Raw genomic sequence first — 16,548 nt, 5'->3', positions numbered from 1 at the left:
GGGCCTAGACCGCGGCGTGGAAGAGGAGGCTGTCGTCGAGCCCGGCCAGCAGGGCGCAGGGGGGCACGCGCACGCGGCACTTGGGGTCGAGCGGGTTGAGCGAGAACGACGTGGGGATGAAGCGCGCCGCGAGGCCGTGCCGGGCCAGCAGGGCGGCGACGTCCTTGCGGCGGTAGTGGCGCAGGTGGGTGGGGTCCTGGCTGATGGCCGGGGGCAGCCCGCCCAGCGCCACCCGCACGCGGGAGATGAAGGAGACCACGTTGGGCACGCTCATGAGAATGCTCCCGCCCGGGCGCACGACGCGCCGGAGTTCGCGCACGTAGTTGTCCGGGTCGGCCAGGTGTTCGAGCACCTCGAAGGAGACGGCGAGGTCGAAGGAGGCGTCGGGGAAGTCCAGCACGTCGCGCTCCAGGTCGAGCTTCTGGACCTTCTCGCACAGGGGCGCGGCCAGGGCCAGGGCCTCGGCGGAGATGTCGGCGGCGCACAGCGGCCCAGCGCCCTCGGCCTGGAGGAATCGGAGCCAGCGCCCGGTGCCGGGGCCAACGTCCAGGCAGCGTTTGCCGGGCAGGGAGAGGGCGCGCAGGAAGGCGGCGATGGCGCGGTCCTTGTGGCCCAGGCTCGCGGCGTCGAAGCGGTAGGCGGCTTTGGCCTGGGCGGCCAGGCGCTGGTCGAAGCGGGACTCGACGGCTCGTTTCACGGGGGCTCCTGATTCTCCGAAGGTGTGGGCCAGCTTAGGCCAAAGGCCTGGGGCGGGTCAAACGGCGCGCGCCTTGCCTCGCCCGGTGCGATGGGTTAGGCCGTGCCCCATGACTGAACGGCGGGCATCCCTGGACTGGCTCAAGGCGCTTCTCATAACGTTCGTGGTGGTCTGGCACGCCAGGCCCTGGCTGCTGGACGCCCAGGCCCCCTTCCTGGCCAGGGCGTGTTTCGGCTTTTTCTATTTCCATGCGACCACCCTGGCCGTGCCCACGTTCCTGCTGGTGTCGCTCTATCTCTACTTCCAGGGGCGCGAAGCGAAGCCGGGCTATTTCGGCCGCCGCATGGCGCGCCTGCTCCAGCTATATCTGTTCTGGACGCTCACGCAATGGCTGACGTCCTGGGCCTTCACCGGGGAACTCGCGCCGCTGACCTTCTCGCATGTGCTCCAGGGCGGGCCCAGCCTGCCCTACGTGGGGGGCTCGGTCTTCTATTTCCTGAGCGACCTCCTCGTGCTCACCGTTCTGGCCGAGGGTTACGCGCGCCTGGGCCCGGCCTGGCGCGCGCGCGCCGGGTGGGCCGTGGCCGGGTTCGCCACGGGCTTCGTGGGCCTGGAACAAGCCTACGGCATCCCCAGCTACATCGGGCTCGAATTCTTCGTGCTCTACGTGCCGGCGGCCTTTCACGCCAAGGAACTGGCCCGCCACGGACGCGCCTTCGCCCTGGCCTGGTTCGCCTTCGCCTGTCTGGAATCCTGGCTGATCGCGGTCCACGGCCTGGAGGTGCGCACCTACTGCCGCTACTCCAACATCTGCGGGGCTTTGGCGCTGATGGGCTATGCGCTCTCGCTGGACCTCCCCCGCCGGGGCGCCGTGGAGACGCTTTCACGCCTGAGCCTGGGCGTCTTCGCCGTGCACAAGATCCCCCAGAGCCTGGCGCACATGGCCCTGGCGGCCCTGGCCACCCCGCAGGCAGCGCTCGCGCCTTCCAACCCCCAGCTCCTGGCGCTTTTCGCCTGCACCGTGCTGGGCACGGGCGTCATGCTTTGGGCCATGGACCGCTCACCCCTGCGCCGCTTCATCCGCTGAAAGCAGCCGGGCGAGTTCCTTGACGCACGGGGCGATTCTCACTAAGGACCGGGGGGTCCGGAAACCGCCGGACCAGGCACGCGCCAAGCGCCCGGACCGCTCCACGTCCCGGCGACACATCCCGGGCCCCGCGTGGGCCGGCAAGAGCGGCGGACCGGCCCGCCCTGGAGTCCTCCCGTGAAGCGGGTCGTCTTCCTCACAGCCAAAGACAAAATCTCCGACTACCTGGCCACCCCGGTGCGCCACAACCGCCGCCGCCTTCGCGAGTTGGGCCACGACGTGCGCTTTCGCCACGACGCCTCGCCCGCCGGGCTGGAATGCGACATCCTCTGCCTGGTCTCCAAGCCCGTCATGGACCTGGCCGGGGAGCGCGCCGCCTTCTTCGAGCCCCAAGGCAGGCTGATCCGCTTCCTGGGCGAATGCCGAAAGCGCGCCTCCAAACTCGTCTGGTTCGACCTTTCGGACAGCACGGGCGTCACGCACTTCGAGCTTCTGCCCCACGTGGACCTCTACCTCAAGAAGCAGCTGCTCAAGGACCGCACGCTCTACAAGAAGCCCTTCGTGGGCGGGCGCATCTATTCCGACTACTACCACCGCGTCTTCGGCGTGGAGGACGCCGCCCCCTTCGAGCAGTTCCACCCCCTGGACGAGGCCGACTGGCCCAAGGTGGACCTCTCCTGGAACATCGGCATGGGCGACGTGTTCAACGGCTTCACGCGCTACAGCTCGCTGCGCAGGCAGTTCCCGGGCCTCCTGCCCCCGCGCTACGCCGTGCCCTGCGTGGACCCCGCCTCGCCGCGCCTGCAGGACTTCTTCCTGCGCACCACCGCCGATATGGGCCGCGAGAGCGTCTCCTTCGACCGCAAGACCCTCATCGAGCGTCTGGACGCCCTGCTCAAGGCCCGGCCGGACCTCACGGGCTCGGTGCGCGGCCAGCTCCCCGTGGCGGGCTACCGCAAGCGCTTCCCCTTTCTCCGTCACAAGGCCTTCAACTGGCTGCCCGGCCTGCCGGGCATCGCGGAATACCGCCGCCAGCTGGCCGGCTCGAAGCTGAGCTTCGGCCCCTTCGGCTGGGGCGAACTCAACGTGAAGGAATACGAAACCATGATCCTGGGCGCGGCCCTGGTGCGCCCGGACATCTCCCACATGGAGACCTGGCCCGACATCTTCGTGCCCCACGAGACCTACGCCCCCTACCGCTGGGACTTCAGCGACCTGGAGGACGTGGTGCTGGGCCTGCTGGGCGACGACAAGGCCCGCGTCGCCCTGGCCCGCAGGGGCCAGGAGGCCTACCGCGACATGGTCTCGCCCGCTGGCATGGAACGCTTCTGCCGCTGGTTCGTCCGGCAGATCGAACGCTAACCGCCCGGAGCGGCCGCCCTGGACGCGGCCCCGGCGCAGAAGGAATATCCCTATGAATCCCACCAGACCACGCGTGGCCGTCGTCGGCTCCGGCTACTGGGGCCGCAACCTCGTGCGCAACTTCGCGGCCCTGGGCGTGTTGGCCGCCGTGTGCGACCGCGACGAGGCCAGCCTGGAGGCCGTGCGCAAGCAGTATCCCGGCGTGCGCACCTGCATGGCCCTCCACGAACTCCTGCGCGACCCCGACATCGACGCCGCCGTCATCGCCTCCCCGGCCGAGACGCACCACCCCGTGGCCAAGGAGCTGCTCCTGGCGGGCAAGCACCTCTTCGTGGAAAAGCCCCTGGCCCTGGACGAGGCCTCGGGCCGCGAACTGGCCGAACTGGCCGACGCCCAGGGGCTCACGCTCATGGTGGGGCACCTCCTGCGCTACCACCCGGCCTTCACCGCCCTGGCCGAGCTGGTGCGCTCCGGGGCCTTGGGCAAGATCAACTACATCTATTCCCACCGCCTGAACCTGGGCAAGATCCGCCGGGAAGAGAACATCCTGTGGTCGTTCGCGCCCCACGACATCTCCATGATCCTGGCCCTGGCCGGGGAGGAGCCCGAGAGCGTCCACGCCACGGGCGGCAACTACCTCCACCGGCGCATCGCCGACGTGACCACCACCCACCTGGATTTCCCCTCCGGGCTCAAGGCGCACATCTTCGTCTCCTGGCTGCACCCCTTCAAGGAGCAGAAGCTCGTGGTGGTGGGCGAGCGCAAGATGGCCGTGTTCGACGACACCCTTCCCTGGGAGGACAAGCTCCTGCTCTTCCCCCACGAGATCCGCTGGGAGGGCAACGTGCCCGTGCCCGCCAAGGCCCAGCCCGAACGCGTGCCCCTGGAGCAGGGCGAGCCCCTGCGCGCCGAGTGCCAGCACTTCCTGGACTGCCTGACCACCGGGCGGCGCCCCGTCACCGACTCCGAGGAAGGCCTGCGCGTGCTGCGCATCCTCAACGCCGGGCAGCGCTCCCTGGACACGGGGCAGGCCGTGCGCCCCGGAGCCGGGACTCCCGGCCGCTTCCCGGCCGGGGTCTTCGTGCACGAGACCGCCGTGGTGGACCAGGGCGTCACCCTGGGCGAGAACGTGAAGATATGGCACTTCTCCCACGTGCTCTCGGGCTCCGAGGTGGGCGAGCGCTGCAACGTGGGCCAGAACGTGGTGATCGGCCCCGACGTGCGCGTGGGCTCGGGCTGCAAGATCCAGAACAACGTCTCGGTGTACAAGGGCGTCACGCTGGAGGACGACGTGTTCTGCGGCCCCTCCATGGTGTTCACCAACATCATGAACCCGCGCGCGCACATTCCGCGCATGCACGAGCTGCGCTCCACGCTCATCCGCAAGGGGGCCACGCTGGGGGCCAACTGCACGGTGGTCTGCGGGCGCACGGTGGGTCGCTACGCCTTCGTGGGCGCGGGCTCGGTGGTCACGCGCAACGTGCCCGACCACGCCCTGGTGGTGGGCAACCCCGCCCGGCGCATCGGCTGGATGTGCGCCTGCGGCGGCCGCCTGGACGAAACCCTGGCCTGCCCCGACTGCGGCCAGGCCTATCAGGAAGGCCCCGAGGGCCTCGTGCCCAGGCAGTAGAACCATGGGGCTCATCGACCGCTACGTCCTGCCCTCGCTGAACGTGCTGGCCCGGGAGCGTCGTCTCAAGGCGCTCTGGCGCGAATGGCGCGACTACTTCGCCACGGCCCGGGAACTGCGCCGCCAGCTGGCCGCCTCGGGCCTGCGCACGCCCCTTGCGGCCGAGCGTCCCTGTCTGGGCGAGCGCACCGAATCCTCGGGCCGGTTCGGGCGCTACATCTACCAGGACTCCTGGGCCTTCTCCCACGTGCTGCGCGAGCGCCCCGAATGGATGGCGGACGTGGCCTCCTCGCGCTACTTCGTGGGCTTCGCGGCCCAGGCCGCGCGGGTGGTCTCCGTGGACCTGCGCAACGTGGACGGGGGCATGGAGAACTTCCAGGCCCTCAAGGCGGACATCCTGGCCCTGCCCTTCGGGGACGGCTCGGTCCCGCTCGTCAGCTCGCTCTCTGTGCTGGAGCACGTGGGCCTGGGCCGCTACGGCGACGCCCCGGACGTGCACGGCATGGCCCGGGCCGCGCGGGAGATGGCCCGGGTGGCGCGCCCCGGCGGGCTGGTGCTGGCGGCCTTCCCGGCGGGGCGTGAGGACAGGATCGTCTACAACGCCCACCGGGTGCTCACGCCCGAGTCGTCCCGGGCGCTCTTCGCGGGGCTCGACCTCGTGGACGAACGCTACGCCCTGGGCGACCGCATCTGCACGCTGGCCGAATACGACCGCCTGGGCCGCCCCTACGCCTACGGCTGCTACGCCTTCCGCAAGCCCTGACGGTACGCCCGCATCAAACGCTAAAAAGCCCCCCGAGCCGACGCGCGGGGGGCTTTTTCCTCTCGCCGTGCAAGCCCGGCTCAGGCCTTGCGCTTGCCCACCAGCACGTCCTCGATGAGCACGTGGTCCAGGCTGGAGTTCACCAGGATCTCCAGAGCGTCCATGGAGCCCATGGCGATGGGGTGTCCGTGGATGTTGTAGGAGGTGTTCATCACCGCGCCGCGCCCCGTGAGGGCCTTGTAGCGGGTGAGCAGTTCGTGGAAGCCGGGGTTGTATTCGCGGTTCACCACCTGGGCGCGGGCCGTGCGGTCGGCGCGCTGCAGGCAGGCGATCATCTCCTCGCGGGCCTCGGTGGTGTCGAAGGTGAACATCATGTAGGGCGAGAGTTCCGGGGGCAGGGTGGGGGGCGTCACCAGGTAGCGCTCGGCGTCCTCGCGCAGGATGGCCGGGGCGAAAGGCATCCAGAAGTCGCGCTGCTTGATGAGAAAGTTCACGCGCTCCACCATTTCGAGCCTGCTGGGGTCGCAGAGGATGGAGCGGTTGCCCAGCGCCCTGGCCCCGAACTCCATGGGTCCGGCCACGCGCGCCAGGATGCGCCCGGAGGCGATCAGCTCGGCGGCCGTCTGGTGGGGGTCTTCGAGTTTCTCGAAGGTGCAGTCCCCGGCATGGCGGGCCTTGGCCTCCTCCAGGTCGAAGGAGGGGGCCGGGCCCAGGGTGAAGGCCCTGAACTCGGGGAAGCCGCCGCCGGAGGCCTCGTTGTGCAGCAGGAAGGCGCAGCCCAGGGCGTTGGTCTCGTCGCCGCAGGAGGGGAAGACGTCGATGGAGCGCACCTCGGGCAGGCGGCTCAGACGCTGGTTGAGCTTCACGTTCATGAACACGCCGCCGGAGCAGAGCAGGTCGCGGATGCCTGTGCGCTCCATGCAGGCCTTCACCCAGTCGGTGACCAGCTCCTCGGTGAAGCGCTGCAGGCCCCCGGCCACGTTGTCGAAGCGCTGGCGGCGCAGGTCGCGTGCGAGGCGCTTGTTGCAGATGGTGGTGCTCTCGGGGATCAGGCGCTTGAAAAGCATGGGATTGGCGGGGTCCAGGCCCACGTATCCGGCAAGGATGTCGCGCACGCGCGCGGTGTGGCGCTCGGGCACGTAGGGGGCCATGCCCATGAGCTTGTACTCGTGCTCGTGGGGCGTGAAGCCCAGAAGGTGCGTGATGTTGGAATAAAGGTTGCCCACGGAGTGCCCGGTGGGCGTGGCGGCCACGGTCTCCAGGCGTCCACGGCGGCCGATGGAGACGGTGGCGCACAGGCCGTCGCCGCCGCCGTCCAGGGTGAGCACCAGGTAGGGGCGCTCATGGTCGCGGCCCAGGCCGTAGTAGGCGGCCGCCGCGTGGCAGAGGTGGTGGCCGGGCCGACGCAGGCTTTTCTCGGGCAGCTCGAACCCTTCCAGCGCCTCGCGGACCATGCTGGCCACCGAGGGCTTCTTGAGGGAGGGCTTGATGAGGGCCTTCACCTCGTCGGGCAGGGCGCGGCAGGCGAGCCCCTTGCAGGACTGGGCCAGGGAGGGCTTGCGCGCGGGCTCCAGGCGGGCGTCGTAGCGGGTCTGGAACTCCGCCTTGGAGTGGAGCACGTCGTCGCGCCCGGGGATGCCCCAGAGGGCCAGGGAGTCCAGCTCGCGGGGGTGGCGCGTCTTGAGGTATGCCAGGGCCTGGGCGGGGAAGCCCATGAAGCCCTTTTGGCGGCAGAGGCGCTCTTCCTCCACCGCCAGGACGATCTTGCCGTCCTTGAGCAGGCAGACGGACGCGCCGATGCCTATCTGGATCGCGAGGATGTTCATGGAATGTCCTTCTGGTCGCGCGCGGCGGGCGCGCGGTGGGAGCGCGCGCGGGACGCCTCGTGTCCCTGCGCGTTCCGGGTCTGTCATGGGGCGTCGGGGGTTGTCAACGGAGTGGACGGGAGGAAAAAGCGCGGGAACGGGGTTGACAAAAAACCGTGGGCTCCGTAAGAACGGCTTCCCCGTTTGCGGAGGTCTATTCATGTACGCGATTGTTGAAACCGGCGGTAAGCAGTACCGTGTCGAGGAAGGCGCAAAGATCACCGTGGAGAAGCTCCCGGTGGAGGCTGGCGCCGAAGTGGCCCTGGAAAAGGTCCTGCTCGTGGGAGCCGAAGGCGGCCTGAAGGTCGGCGCTCCTTACGTGGGCGGCGCCAAGGTGACCTGCGAAGTGGTCGAGCATCTGCGCGGCCCCAAGGTGGTGGTCTTCCACAAGTGGCGTCGCAACGACTCCCACAAGAAGACCGGCCATCGCCAGGATCTCACCACCCTGAAGATCAAGGCGATCACGGCCTAGGAGGCTTCTCATGGCTCATAAAAAAGCAGGCGGCAGCTCGCGCAACGGCCGCGACAGCGCCGGACAACGTCGCGGCGTGAAGCGCTTCGGCGGTCAGGCCGTGAAGGCCGGAAACATCCTGGTGCGCCAGCTGGGCACCAAGTTCCACCCCGGCGAGAACGTCGGCCTGGGCCGGGACTTCACTCTCTTCGCCCTGGTGGACGGCGCGGTGGTCTTCGAGAAGTACACCCGCAACCGCAAGGTGAAGACCCGCATCCACGTGGTTCCCGCCGCGGCCTAGTCCGCCGGCACGGAATTCAGGCGGCCCCTCCGTGGGGCCGCCTTTTTTTGCGCTCTGTCCGGAGCCCCCCCAGCCGCTTGACCGGGTCGCAGCCTGCCGCGCCCGGCCGCGAGCCCGTCCCCGCGCCCCGGCCTGGTGTTCCCCCCTGTCGCACGAGGGTGGGAATCCCTTGCATGGTCCGCCGTTTGCATGGCATTCAACCCGGAAGGGAGCGCCATGGCGGACAAGGAACACAAGAAAATCATCATCAAGAAGGTGAAGAAGGGAGGCCACGGCGGCGCCCACGGCGGCAGCTGGAAGGTGGCCTACGCCGACTTCGTCACGGCCATGATGGCCTTCTTCCTGGTGATGTGGCTGGTCAACTCCCTGCCCAAGGAAAAGCGCGAGGAGATCGCGCAGTATTTCCAGTCCTTCAGCCTGCTGGACACCGGCGGCAAGCCGGGCCTCATCCCGGCCACGGACCTCTCCCAGATCGCCCAGCCCCAGAACCCGCCCTCCATCGTGGAACCGCTCTCCGAGACCCCCTCGGGGCCGGCCAAGGAGAAATCCGAGGCCGAGAAGGCCGCCGAGGCCGTCAAAGAGGCCATCGAGGCCAAGGTGCCCGACCTCAAGGACCAGATCATCGTCAAGACCGAGGCCGACAGGCTCATCGTCGAGGTGGTGGAGGACGCCAAGGGCAAGCCTCTCTTCGCCCTGGGCCGCTCCGACCTCACGCCCGACGCGCGCCGCGCACTGGCCGCCGTGGCCCCGCAGTTCGCCAAAGCGGGCAAGGGCCGCCTGACCGTGGAGGGCCACACCGACGCCTACTCCTACGCGGGCGAGCGTTTCACCAACTGGGAGCTTTCCACGGAACGCGCCGCCGCGGCCCGGCGCGAACTGGAAAAGGCCGGAGTGGCCCAGGACGCCGTGGGCCAGGTGGCCGGGTTCGCGGCCACGCGCCCCTTCGTGCCCGAGAACCCTTTCGACCCCAAGAACCGGCGCATCCGCCTGGTGATGGAGACCCCCAAGCCCCAGGAACCCGCCCAGGGCAAGCCCGCTCCCGCGCCCCCCAAGGGCAAGGAGAACATCTTCGCCAAGCCCCAGGAGCCGCCCGCGCCGCCGCCCTCGCCCATCCCCCAGGAAAAGCGGGAACTGCTGGACCGTCAGATCGAAAGGCTTTACGACGAGACCATCAAAGGCAAGCAACCCTAACCGGCACGGAAACCACAGAGCATGTTCGCCATCATCGGCATCGTCACGGTCCTGGGTGCGGTCATCCTGGGCTACACCCTGGAGAAGGGCAACTTCGCGGTGCTCTGGCAGCCCGCGGAGCTGGTGATCATTTTCGGGGCGGCCTTCGGGTCCCTGATCCTGGGTTCGCCCAAGGAAGTGGTGATCGGCGCGCTCAAGGGCCTTGGCGGCGCCTTCGGGGCTTCCAAGACGAGCAAGGCCTTCTTTCTGGACATGCTCATCATGCTCTCCATGCTCTTCATGAAAATCCGCCGCGAGGGCCTGGTGGCCATCGAAAAGGACATCGAGGCCCCGGAATCGAGCCAGATCTTCTCGGCCTTCCTCAAAAACAAATCCAACAAGTTCATCGTGGATTTCGTCTGCGACACCATGCGCGTGTTCTCCACCGTGAACATCGAACAGCACGAGTTCGAGAACATCATGGAGGCCGACATCGAGGCCTACTCCCACGAGGCCGTGGCTCCGGCCCAGGCCGTGAACAAGATGGCCGACGCCCTGCCGGGCCTGGGCATCGTGGCCGCGGTGCTGGGCGTCGTCATCACCATGGGCTACATCTCGGAGCCCCCCGAGGTGATCGGCCACCACATCGGCGCGGCGCTGGTGGGCACGTTCCTGGGCGTGCTCATGTGCTACGGCGTCATCGGCCCCATCGCGGCCAACATGGAGTCCAAGGCGCGCGAGGGCGAGCACTGCCTCGTCGTGATCAAATGCGCGTTGGGGGCCTTCGTGGGCGGCAATCCGCCCCCCGTGGCCCTGGAGGCCGGGCGCAGGGCCATCCCAAACCACCACCGTCCCTCGTTCGCCGAACTGGAAGAGGCGGTGAAGGCCTCCAAGGGCAAGTAGCGCATGGGCCGGGAGCCGCTTCTCCGGGTGCTTCTGGCCGAGGATGTGCCGGTGCTTCGCCTGGGCATCCGCATGCTCCTGGCGGGCTTCCCGGACATCGTGGTGGCGGGCGAGGCCGCCGACGGCCGCGAAGCCGTGGACAAGGCCCTGGAACTCAAGCCCGACGCCGTGATCATGGACCTCTCCATGCCCGTTCTGGACGGGCTGGAGGCCATCGCCCTGATCCGCCCCCTGCTGCCCGGCACGGGCATCCTGGCGCTGACCGGCCACGAGGACCCCGCCCTGGTCCGCGCGGCACTGGAGGCCGGGGCGCACGGTTTCCTGCTCAAGGACGCCCAGCCCCAGGAGTTGGCCCAGGGCGTGCGCGCCGTGGCCAGGGGACAGCGCTTCGTGCCCCAGCGCCTTGCGGCCCGGCTGCAAGGCGGCTGACCGGCCCCGGGCTGGCGCACGCCTCGCCCCCGTCCAGCCCCGACGACCCTCCCGCCGCCGAGCGGCGCGCCTTATCCCGTCCTGCTGCGACGAAACTCACGTTGACGCGAAGCAATCGCCGGGTCCAGGGGGAAGCTCTCCCCCTGGTGGGTCCAGGGCGAAGCCCTGGCCGCCGGAGGCGTCTCCGCTGTCTCCGCTGTCTCCGCTGTCTCCGCTGTCTCCGCTGTCTCCGCTGTCCCCGCCCTGTCGCGAACCGCTTCAGCCGACGGGTCGCCAGCCGAGTTCCCGCCGGAAGTCCGCCAGGGCCTCGTCCAGTCCGTCCATGGCCTCCCGGGCCAGCTCCGGGTTTCCGTCGCGGGCGGCTTCGTGGAGGCGCGCCCCGGCCTCGTTCACTGCGGCGAAGCGGAAGAGCATGGCCGTGCCTTTCACGTCGTGGGCGGCTTTGGCGACGCCTTCCAGGTCGCCCTGGTTCAGGTGCGCCCGGGCCTGGGCGCAGCGTTCGGCCAGGAAGAGAGCGGTTTGTTCCAGGGTGTTCCTGTCGAAGACGGCCTGCTCGGACCGGGCAGCTTCGGGTGCGGGGGGGGCGCCGCCCAAGCGGTCCACGGCCTTGGCCAGGTCGTCCAGGGAGACGGGCTTTGGCAGGTAGTCGGTCATGCCGGCCAGGAGGAATCGCTCGCGATCGCCGCGCATGGCGTAGGCGGTCAGGGCCAGCACGGGGGTCCGGGAGGCCTCCTCGCCGCACGCGCCGTCGCGCAGGCTGCGCACGGCCTCCAGGCCGTCCATGCGCGGCATCTGCACGTCCATGAGCACCAGGTCGAATGGTTGCTTTCGCAGGAGGTCCAGGGCCTGTTCTCCGTCTGCCGCCGTCTCCACGCGGTGCCCTTGGGAGGCCAGGAACTCGCGGTAGACGTGGCGATTGTGCGGGTTGTCCTCGGCCACGAGGACACGGAGGCCTGTCGTGCGGGCCTCCGTGGGGGGGCTGGCTACCGCCGTTTCCGAGGTTTTCCGGTCGGTCTGCTCCAGAACGGCCGTGAAACGGAAGGTGCTGCCCTGGCCCTGGACGCTTTCCACCGAGATGTCGCCGCCCATGAGCAGCGTGAGCTCGCGGCAGATGGCCAGGCCGAGTCCGGCCCCCTGGTAGGCCTTGGAGAAGGAGGAGTCCGCCTGGCGGAAGTTGTCGAAGATGGTGTCCATGGACTCCGGGGCGATGCCGATGCCCGTGTCCTGTACCGAGAAGCCCAGGGTCACGTCCGTCGCCCTTCGGTCCGCCACGACGAGGTTCACGCGCACTGCGCCCTTCGGGGTGAACTTCACGGCGTTGTCCATCAGGTTGGAGAGCACCTGGCCCAGGCGCAACGGGTCTCCAAGGAGGGTGTCGGGCACGTCGGGCGCGACCTGGGCCGAGAACTCCAGGCCCTTGGCTCCGGCGCGGAGCAGGTGGGGGGCCATGGCCTTGTCCAGCACGTCGCGGGGCCGCAGGAGTTTGCGGTCCAGCACGAGTTTTCCGGCCTCCACGCGCGAGAGATCCAACACGTCCCCGACGATGTCCAGGAGGGTCTGGGCCGAGTCGGCGATCATGCGCATGTGTTGCGCGGTGCGTTCCTGGCCGGTCTGCCGGGTGGAAAGCTCCGCAAGGCCCAGGATGGCCGTGAGGGGCGTGCGGATTTCGTGGCTCATGTTGGCCAGGAACTCGCTTTTGGCGCGGTTGGCGGCCTGGAGGCGGTCGTGGGCGGCACGCAGGCGCTCTTCACTCTCGTAAAGCCGGGTGACGTCCTGCAGCGAGACGAGAAGCCTGTCCCGGGACTGCTCGTGGCCGGGCATGGGGCGCACGCCCGCCACTGCGTGGCGCAGGAGGCCGGAAGGGGTGCGTATGCGGCACATCACCTGGGGGATCGGACCGATGAGCAGGACGTCGCGCAGTCTGTCCAGGGAGATGTCCGCCACGGGCGCGAGGACCTCCGGAAGAGTGCGGGTCAGTCCGTCCATGCCCGATGCGCCGAAGAAGGCCAGGGCGGCGGGGTTCGCGTCCTGGATGCGCAGCAGGCGCAGGCAGTCGAGCAGGAGCTCCGGGCCGACCAAATCCAGCGATCCCCTGGCCCGCGCGGCTTCGGGGGAGCCCAGAAACTGGATCAGAGGCCTCGCGTCGAGTTCAAGGAAAGGCACGGGCGAGGCCACGAAGAGGCTGCGGAAGCGCGCTTCGCTGCGGTGAAGGCGATGGTTGGCCGCTTCCAGGGCGGCGGTGCGCAGGGCGACGCGATGCTCCAGGTCCTGCTTGAGGGTGTCCAGGTCCTTGGTGACGGCCGCGAGGCGTTCTGCGGCGGTCCGGGCCTCGGTTTGGGCCTGTTCGCGCCCGAGCGCGGCGTTCTCCTGGGCGTGCAGGGCATCGCGCAGGGTTCTGGCCAGCGCACCCGCTTCGCGGGGGGCTCCGGCCAGCCGGTCCAGCTCATGGCGTCGGGCGCCGGCCTGGGCGGCGTTCGAGGGGTGGGCGGGCGAGGCTCGTTCGGCCAGCCGGGACAGTTCGCCGAGAGGCCCGGCCACGCGCCGGGTGAAGCGCCATGCCAGGAACGCCCCGGCGGTCACCAGGGCGGCCAGCGCGGCGTGGAACCCCCCGTCCAGGCCGTTGGTGTCTCCCCGGAGTTCGGCTGTGTCCAGGACAAGGCCCAGGGTCCGGTCGGCGTGGGGCAGGTAGGAGGTGAAAACGGTGGCGTCGCCCCAGGGGCCGATGAAACGAAGACGCGCGGGGGCTCCGGCCGGAGACGCCGCCTGGGCGATCTCCCGGGCGTGGGCATCCAGCAGGGCCTTGAAGCGGGGCGGGACGAGCAGGGTCTCCTGGCCTTCGCGGGCCAGGAGGAAGAGGCGTCCGTCGCGGCCGAAGCGCACGTCGGAGAGGGCCCCTTGTATCTCCTGGTCCATCTGGGCAGCGAGCTCCAGGGAGCGGTTCTCGATGCGTTCGAAGGCGGTGCTGACGCCCAGGGTCCAGCCCCATGGCTCGTAGCGGACGAGGCTGGCCAGTTGCTTGGAGTTTTGCGCGGCCTCCCCGTCCGGCCACCAGACCACCATGGATTCCATGGGCTGCGGCGCGGCCCCGGGGCCGGGTCGCGCGCCGGAGGGCCAGAGGCGGGACCAGGAGGATCCGGCCAGACCGGGCGTGGTGTGGACCGTGAAGACGCCTGCGGAGTCCAGGACGAAAAGGCTGACTCCCGCCTCCCGGGCCGCCCCGGACAGGGACTGGAGCGCGGCGTCGGCGGCTCGCTCCCGCTGGACGCCGCGTTCGCGCTCCTGGTCGATGAAGCCCGTGAAGAGCTTCAGGAAGGTCCTGTGCAGCGAGCGCAGGTTGTCCACGGCATCCCGGCGCTGGTCCAGGATGTCCTCGTTGCGCTCGTTGACGAGCAGGGAGGCCTGGGAGAGGGCCTGCACGGCGCGCTCGGCGCTCTGGGCGGAGAGAATCTGGGCCGTCTCGTGACGGGCGACGCCCAGGGCGGTCAGCGCGGCGGCGCCGGAGAGCAGGGTGACGAGAAGGATGGTCCGGGCCTGCAGGGAGAGGCCTCGCGGCAGGTCCACCTAGTTCACCACGCGCTGGAAAGAGACGTCGGGCCGGTGGAAGTAGAATTCCACCCGGCGGTTCTGGGCGGCGCTGGCCGCGTCGAAGGCGGGGGTGAGGGGGAGGGTGTCGCCCAGGGACACGGCGCGCACCCGGCCGGGGGCGATGGCCCGGTCCTGGAGCAGGGCGCGCACCACGGCCCCGGCCCTGGCGCCGGAGAGCTCCCACACCGAGGGGAAAGGGCCTCCGGCCTGTTCGCCGGGCAGGCTGTGGCCGCGCACCATGAGGTTGAGGTTGAAGCTCTTGAGCACCTCGCGCACCTCTTTGATCACCTTGTCGGCCTGGGGGGCCAGCTCGGCGGAGCCGGGCTTGAACATGACGTCGTTGTTGATGCGCAGGAGCACGCCGGAGTCGTCGGAGCTGACGCCGGAACTCTGCTTGAGGAAGGGGTCGTCGGTGATGATCTTCTTGAAGCGCATGGCGATGGCGAAGCGCGCGGCCTGGTCCTCGGTGAGTTCCTTGCGGACCTGGTCCGGGTCGCCGGTGAGGGCGGAGTTGGGGTCTTCCACCACCTTGCCGAGTTTCGTGTCGGCCTTGAAGTAGGTCTCGATGGCCTTCTGCACGTCCTTGGGCACGATGTTGAGGATCCACATGAGCAGGAAGAAGGCCATCATGGCCGTCACGAAGTCGGCGTAGGCCACCTTCCAGCTGCCGCCGTGGTGCGACGGCAGGCTCCTGCGGGACCGGAACACCCGGGGGGCTGCGGATTTGGGCTTCATGGTCTAGCCTCGGATGATGCGCTCCAGCTCCTCGAAGGTGGGGCGGTAGACCTCGGGAACGGAGCGCCGCCCGAACTCCAGGGCGATCATGGGCGTGGCCCCGTGGGCCGTGCCGGAGATGGTGGAGCGGATCACACCGAAGAAGGCGTCGCGTTCCTGGGCGCGATTCTCGAGCTTGGTGGCCATGGGGCCCACGAAGCCGTAGCAGAGCAGCACGCCCAGGAAGGTGCCCACCAGGGCCGCGCCGATGGAGTGCCCCAGCTCGTCGGGCGGGGCCGTGATCTTCTGCATGGTGAGCACCACGCCCAGCACCGCGGCCACGATGCCCAGGCCCGGCAGCGACTCGGCCACCTTGGAGAGGTTGTGCGCCGGCAGATGGGAAAGCGCGTGCATGGACTCCATGTCCGCGTGCATGATGCCCTCGATCTCGGCGGGCTCCCCCGTGACCAGGTAGACCCGGAAGGTGTCGCAGATGAAGCGCGTCACGGAAGCGTCCTCGCGGATGCGGCGGTGCTGGCTGAAGATGATGCTCGACTCGGGGTGCTCGATGTCCTGCTCCACGCTGGAGAGTCCCTCGCGCCGGACCTTGATGAGCAGCCGCGCCAGGAGGCTCAGCAGCTCCAGGTAGTCCTCCTGGGCGTAGTGCTTGGAGGAGAACACGTCCAGGAGGTTGCGGCCGATGAGCGTGAGGGTTGTGCGGGTGGAGCCGATGAAGAGCGAGCCCAGGGCCGCGCCTCCGATCACCAGGATCTCGGCGGGCTGGAAGAGCACGCCGAACTTGCCGCCCGCCACCCAGTAGCCCCCCGCGACGCAGGCCACCACGACGAGAATGCCAAAAAGAGCGATCATTGCGTCTCCCCGCCCTCGGGAACGCAGGGGGAACGTTCCGTCAGGGCGTTTTCGATCTCCGCCAGGAGGTTGTCCAGGTCCAGGCCGGGGTACCGGCGCTCGGCCACGGGCTGTTCGCCCCGGGCGATGTTGTCGCACCAGCGGGCCAGGGCGGTCACGCCCGCCATGCGCGCGTCCAGGAACTCCAGGGCCTTCTCCAGACGCGAACCCACGGCGAAGCGCAGGAAGCGCGCCCCGGCGAAAAGCCCGCGCGGCGTGTCGGCCACGCGCACCAGATGGCAGCTGGTGAACACCGAGAGCACGCCGAAGGGGTCGTCATGGGTCGGGTCCCAGAGCTGGAGGTAGATGTAGACCTTGCGGGCCTGCCGGAGCCATTCGGCGTCCTCGGGCCGGAGATGGAGGAGCATGCCGAGCCCTCTGATGGAGAGGTCCGTCAGCAGCAGGCGGCCGTGGCCCAGGCGCGAGAGGGTCAGCCTCGGCCTGCCCAGGCAGGCGGGGGTGACGCGCACGTGCTCTTCGGCGGGACCGGGCCACAGGGCCAGTTCCCGCAGGTGGGAGGCAGGCACCTCCACCCGGTAGTCGGCGCGCCGGTTGGAGGCATCTCCCGCGCTGGAAGGCTCGCCGGGTTGCTCCATCCTTGAAGACTACCACGCGGCAGCTTGACGCGCAAGGCCGCGCGCGGCGACGCACGAGGTGTTGTAACAACGGACGCCGGAGGCTA

General features: G+C 69.4%; 15 protein-coding genes. 9 read left to right on the top strand and 6 right to left on the bottom strand.

Annotated elements, in window-relative coordinates; genetic code table 11:
• Positions 1 to 4: 4 nt before the first annotated feature.
• The gene (locus NNJEOMEG_RS10035; RefSeq protein WP_173083987.1) at positions 5 to 697 is read right to left on the bottom strand and encodes a class I SAM-dependent methyltransferase; all 693 of its coding nucleotides are present in this window, start codon (positions 695 to 697) and stop codon (positions 5 to 7) included.
• Positions 698 to 806: 109 nt separating this feature from the next.
• Here NNJEOMEG_RS10035 and NNJEOMEG_RS10030 point away from each other — a divergent pair, with 109 nt between their 5' ends.
• The 4 genes from NNJEOMEG_RS10030 (at position 807) to NNJEOMEG_RS10015 (ending at position 5,539) form a co-directional block, all read left to right on the top strand.
• Positions 807 to 1,784, top strand: a complete 978-nt coding sequence (locus NNJEOMEG_RS10030) for an acyltransferase family protein (protein ID WP_173083985.1) — start codon at positions 807 to 809, stop codon at positions 1,782 to 1,784.
• Between the two features lie 177 nt (positions 1,785 to 1,961).
• Complete coding sequence (locus NNJEOMEG_RS10025; RefSeq protein ID WP_173083983.1) at positions 1,962 to 3,146, top strand: hypothetical protein; 1,185 nt, start codon at positions 1,962 to 1,964, stop codon at positions 3,144 to 3,146.
• A 52-nt stretch (positions 3,147 to 3,198) separates the two neighbouring features.
• Entirely contained in the window at positions 3,199 to 4,776 is a 1,578-nt protein-coding gene (locus tag NNJEOMEG_RS21110; RefSeq protein WP_173083981.1) for a Gfo/Idh/MocA family oxidoreductase, read from the top strand.
• Between the two features lie 4 nt (positions 4,777 to 4,780).
• A complete protein-coding gene (locus NNJEOMEG_RS10015; RefSeq protein ID WP_173083979.1) occupies positions 4,781 to 5,539 on the top strand; it encodes a DUF268 domain-containing protein in 759 nt (252 codons plus the stop codon).
• An 80-nt stretch (positions 5,540 to 5,619) separates the two neighbouring features.
• On the opposite strand, the gene NNJEOMEG_RS10010 is transcribed toward NNJEOMEG_RS10015, so the two are convergent.
• Positions 5,620 to 7,365: a carbamoyltransferase C-terminal domain-containing protein gene (locus NNJEOMEG_RS10010; RefSeq protein WP_173083977.1), complete on the bottom strand. Its 1,746-nt coding sequence runs from the start codon at positions 7,363 to 7,365 to the stop codon at positions 5,620 to 5,622.
• Between the two features lie 199 nt (positions 7,366 to 7,564).
• Between NNJEOMEG_RS10010 and rplU the strand changes: the two genes are divergently transcribed.
• The 5 genes from rplU to NNJEOMEG_RS09985 all read left to right on the top strand — a co-directional run bounded on the left by rplU (position 7,565) and on the right by NNJEOMEG_RS09985 (position 10,658).
• The gene (rplU, locus tag NNJEOMEG_RS10005) at positions 7,565 to 7,876 is read left to right on the top strand and encodes a 50S ribosomal protein L21 (RefSeq protein WP_173083975.1); all 312 of its coding nucleotides are present in this window, start codon (positions 7,565 to 7,567) and stop codon (positions 7,874 to 7,876) included.
• A gap of 10 nt (positions 7,877 to 7,886) precedes the next feature.
• Positions 7,887 to 8,156: a 50S ribosomal protein L27 gene (gene rpmA, locus NNJEOMEG_RS10000; RefSeq protein WP_173083973.1), complete on the top strand. Its 270-nt coding sequence runs from the start codon at positions 7,887 to 7,889 to the stop codon at positions 8,154 to 8,156.
• A gap of 216 nt (positions 8,157 to 8,372) precedes the next feature.
• Positions 8,373 to 9,347: a flagellar motor protein MotB gene (locus tag NNJEOMEG_RS09995; RefSeq protein ID WP_173083971.1), complete on the top strand. Its 975-nt coding sequence runs from the start codon at positions 8,373 to 8,375 to the stop codon at positions 9,345 to 9,347.
• Between the two features lie 21 nt (positions 9,348 to 9,368).
• Positions 9,369 to 10,229: a flagellar motor stator protein MotA gene (gene motA / locus NNJEOMEG_RS09990; protein ID WP_173083969.1), complete on the top strand. Its 861-nt coding sequence runs from the start codon at positions 9,369 to 9,371 to the stop codon at positions 10,227 to 10,229.
• A 3-nt stretch (positions 10,230 to 10,232) separates the two neighbouring features.
• The gene (locus tag NNJEOMEG_RS09985; protein ID WP_173083967.1) at positions 10,233 to 10,658 is read left to right on the top strand and encodes a response regulator; all 426 of its coding nucleotides are present in this window, start codon (positions 10,233 to 10,235) and stop codon (positions 10,656 to 10,658) included.
• A 258-nt stretch (positions 10,659 to 10,916) separates the two neighbouring features.
• Here the strand turns inward: NNJEOMEG_RS09985 and NNJEOMEG_RS09980 are convergent, their stop codons facing one another.
• From NNJEOMEG_RS09980 to NNJEOMEG_RS09965, 4 genes are read right to left on the bottom strand one after another with little or no spacing between them, the layout of a single operon-like run.
• On the bottom strand, positions 10,917 to 14,219 hold the full coding sequence (locus tag NNJEOMEG_RS09980; protein ID WP_173083965.1) for a response regulator: 3,303 nt from the start codon (positions 14,217 to 14,219) through the stop codon (positions 10,917 to 10,919).
• Positions 14,220 to 14,978 (bottom strand): OmpA/MotB family protein, encoded by a 759-nt coding sequence (locus tag NNJEOMEG_RS09975; RefSeq protein WP_173083963.1) that lies wholly within the window; start codon positions 14,976 to 14,978, stop codon positions 14,220 to 14,222. It lies immediately after the preceding gene.
• Between the two features lie 3 nt (positions 14,979 to 14,981).
• Positions 14,982 to 15,827 carry a flagellar motor stator protein MotA gene (motA, locus tag NNJEOMEG_RS09970; protein WP_173083961.1) on the bottom strand — a complete coding sequence of 282 codons (846 nt, stop codon included), beginning with the start codon at positions 15,825 to 15,827 and terminating at the stop codon, positions 14,982 to 14,984.
• On the bottom strand, positions 15,824 to 16,462 hold the full coding sequence (locus NNJEOMEG_RS09965) for a hypothetical protein (protein ID WP_173083959.1): 639 nt from the start codon (positions 16,460 to 16,462) through the stop codon (positions 15,824 to 15,826). The genes motA (NNJEOMEG_RS09970) and NNJEOMEG_RS09965 overlap by 4 nt, the downstream gene beginning before the upstream one ends.
• Positions 16,463 to 16,548: the final 86 nt, after the last annotated feature.

Origin of the sequence: Fundidesulfovibrio magnetotacticus (assembly GCF_013019105.1) — a bacterium.
In the GTDB taxonomy this organism is placed as follows: domain Bacteria; phylum Desulfobacterota; class Desulfovibrionia; order Desulfovibrionales; family Desulfovibrionaceae; genus Fundidesulfovibrio; species Fundidesulfovibrio magnetotacticus.
This window is presented reverse-complemented; position numbering and strand designations above follow the sequence as displayed.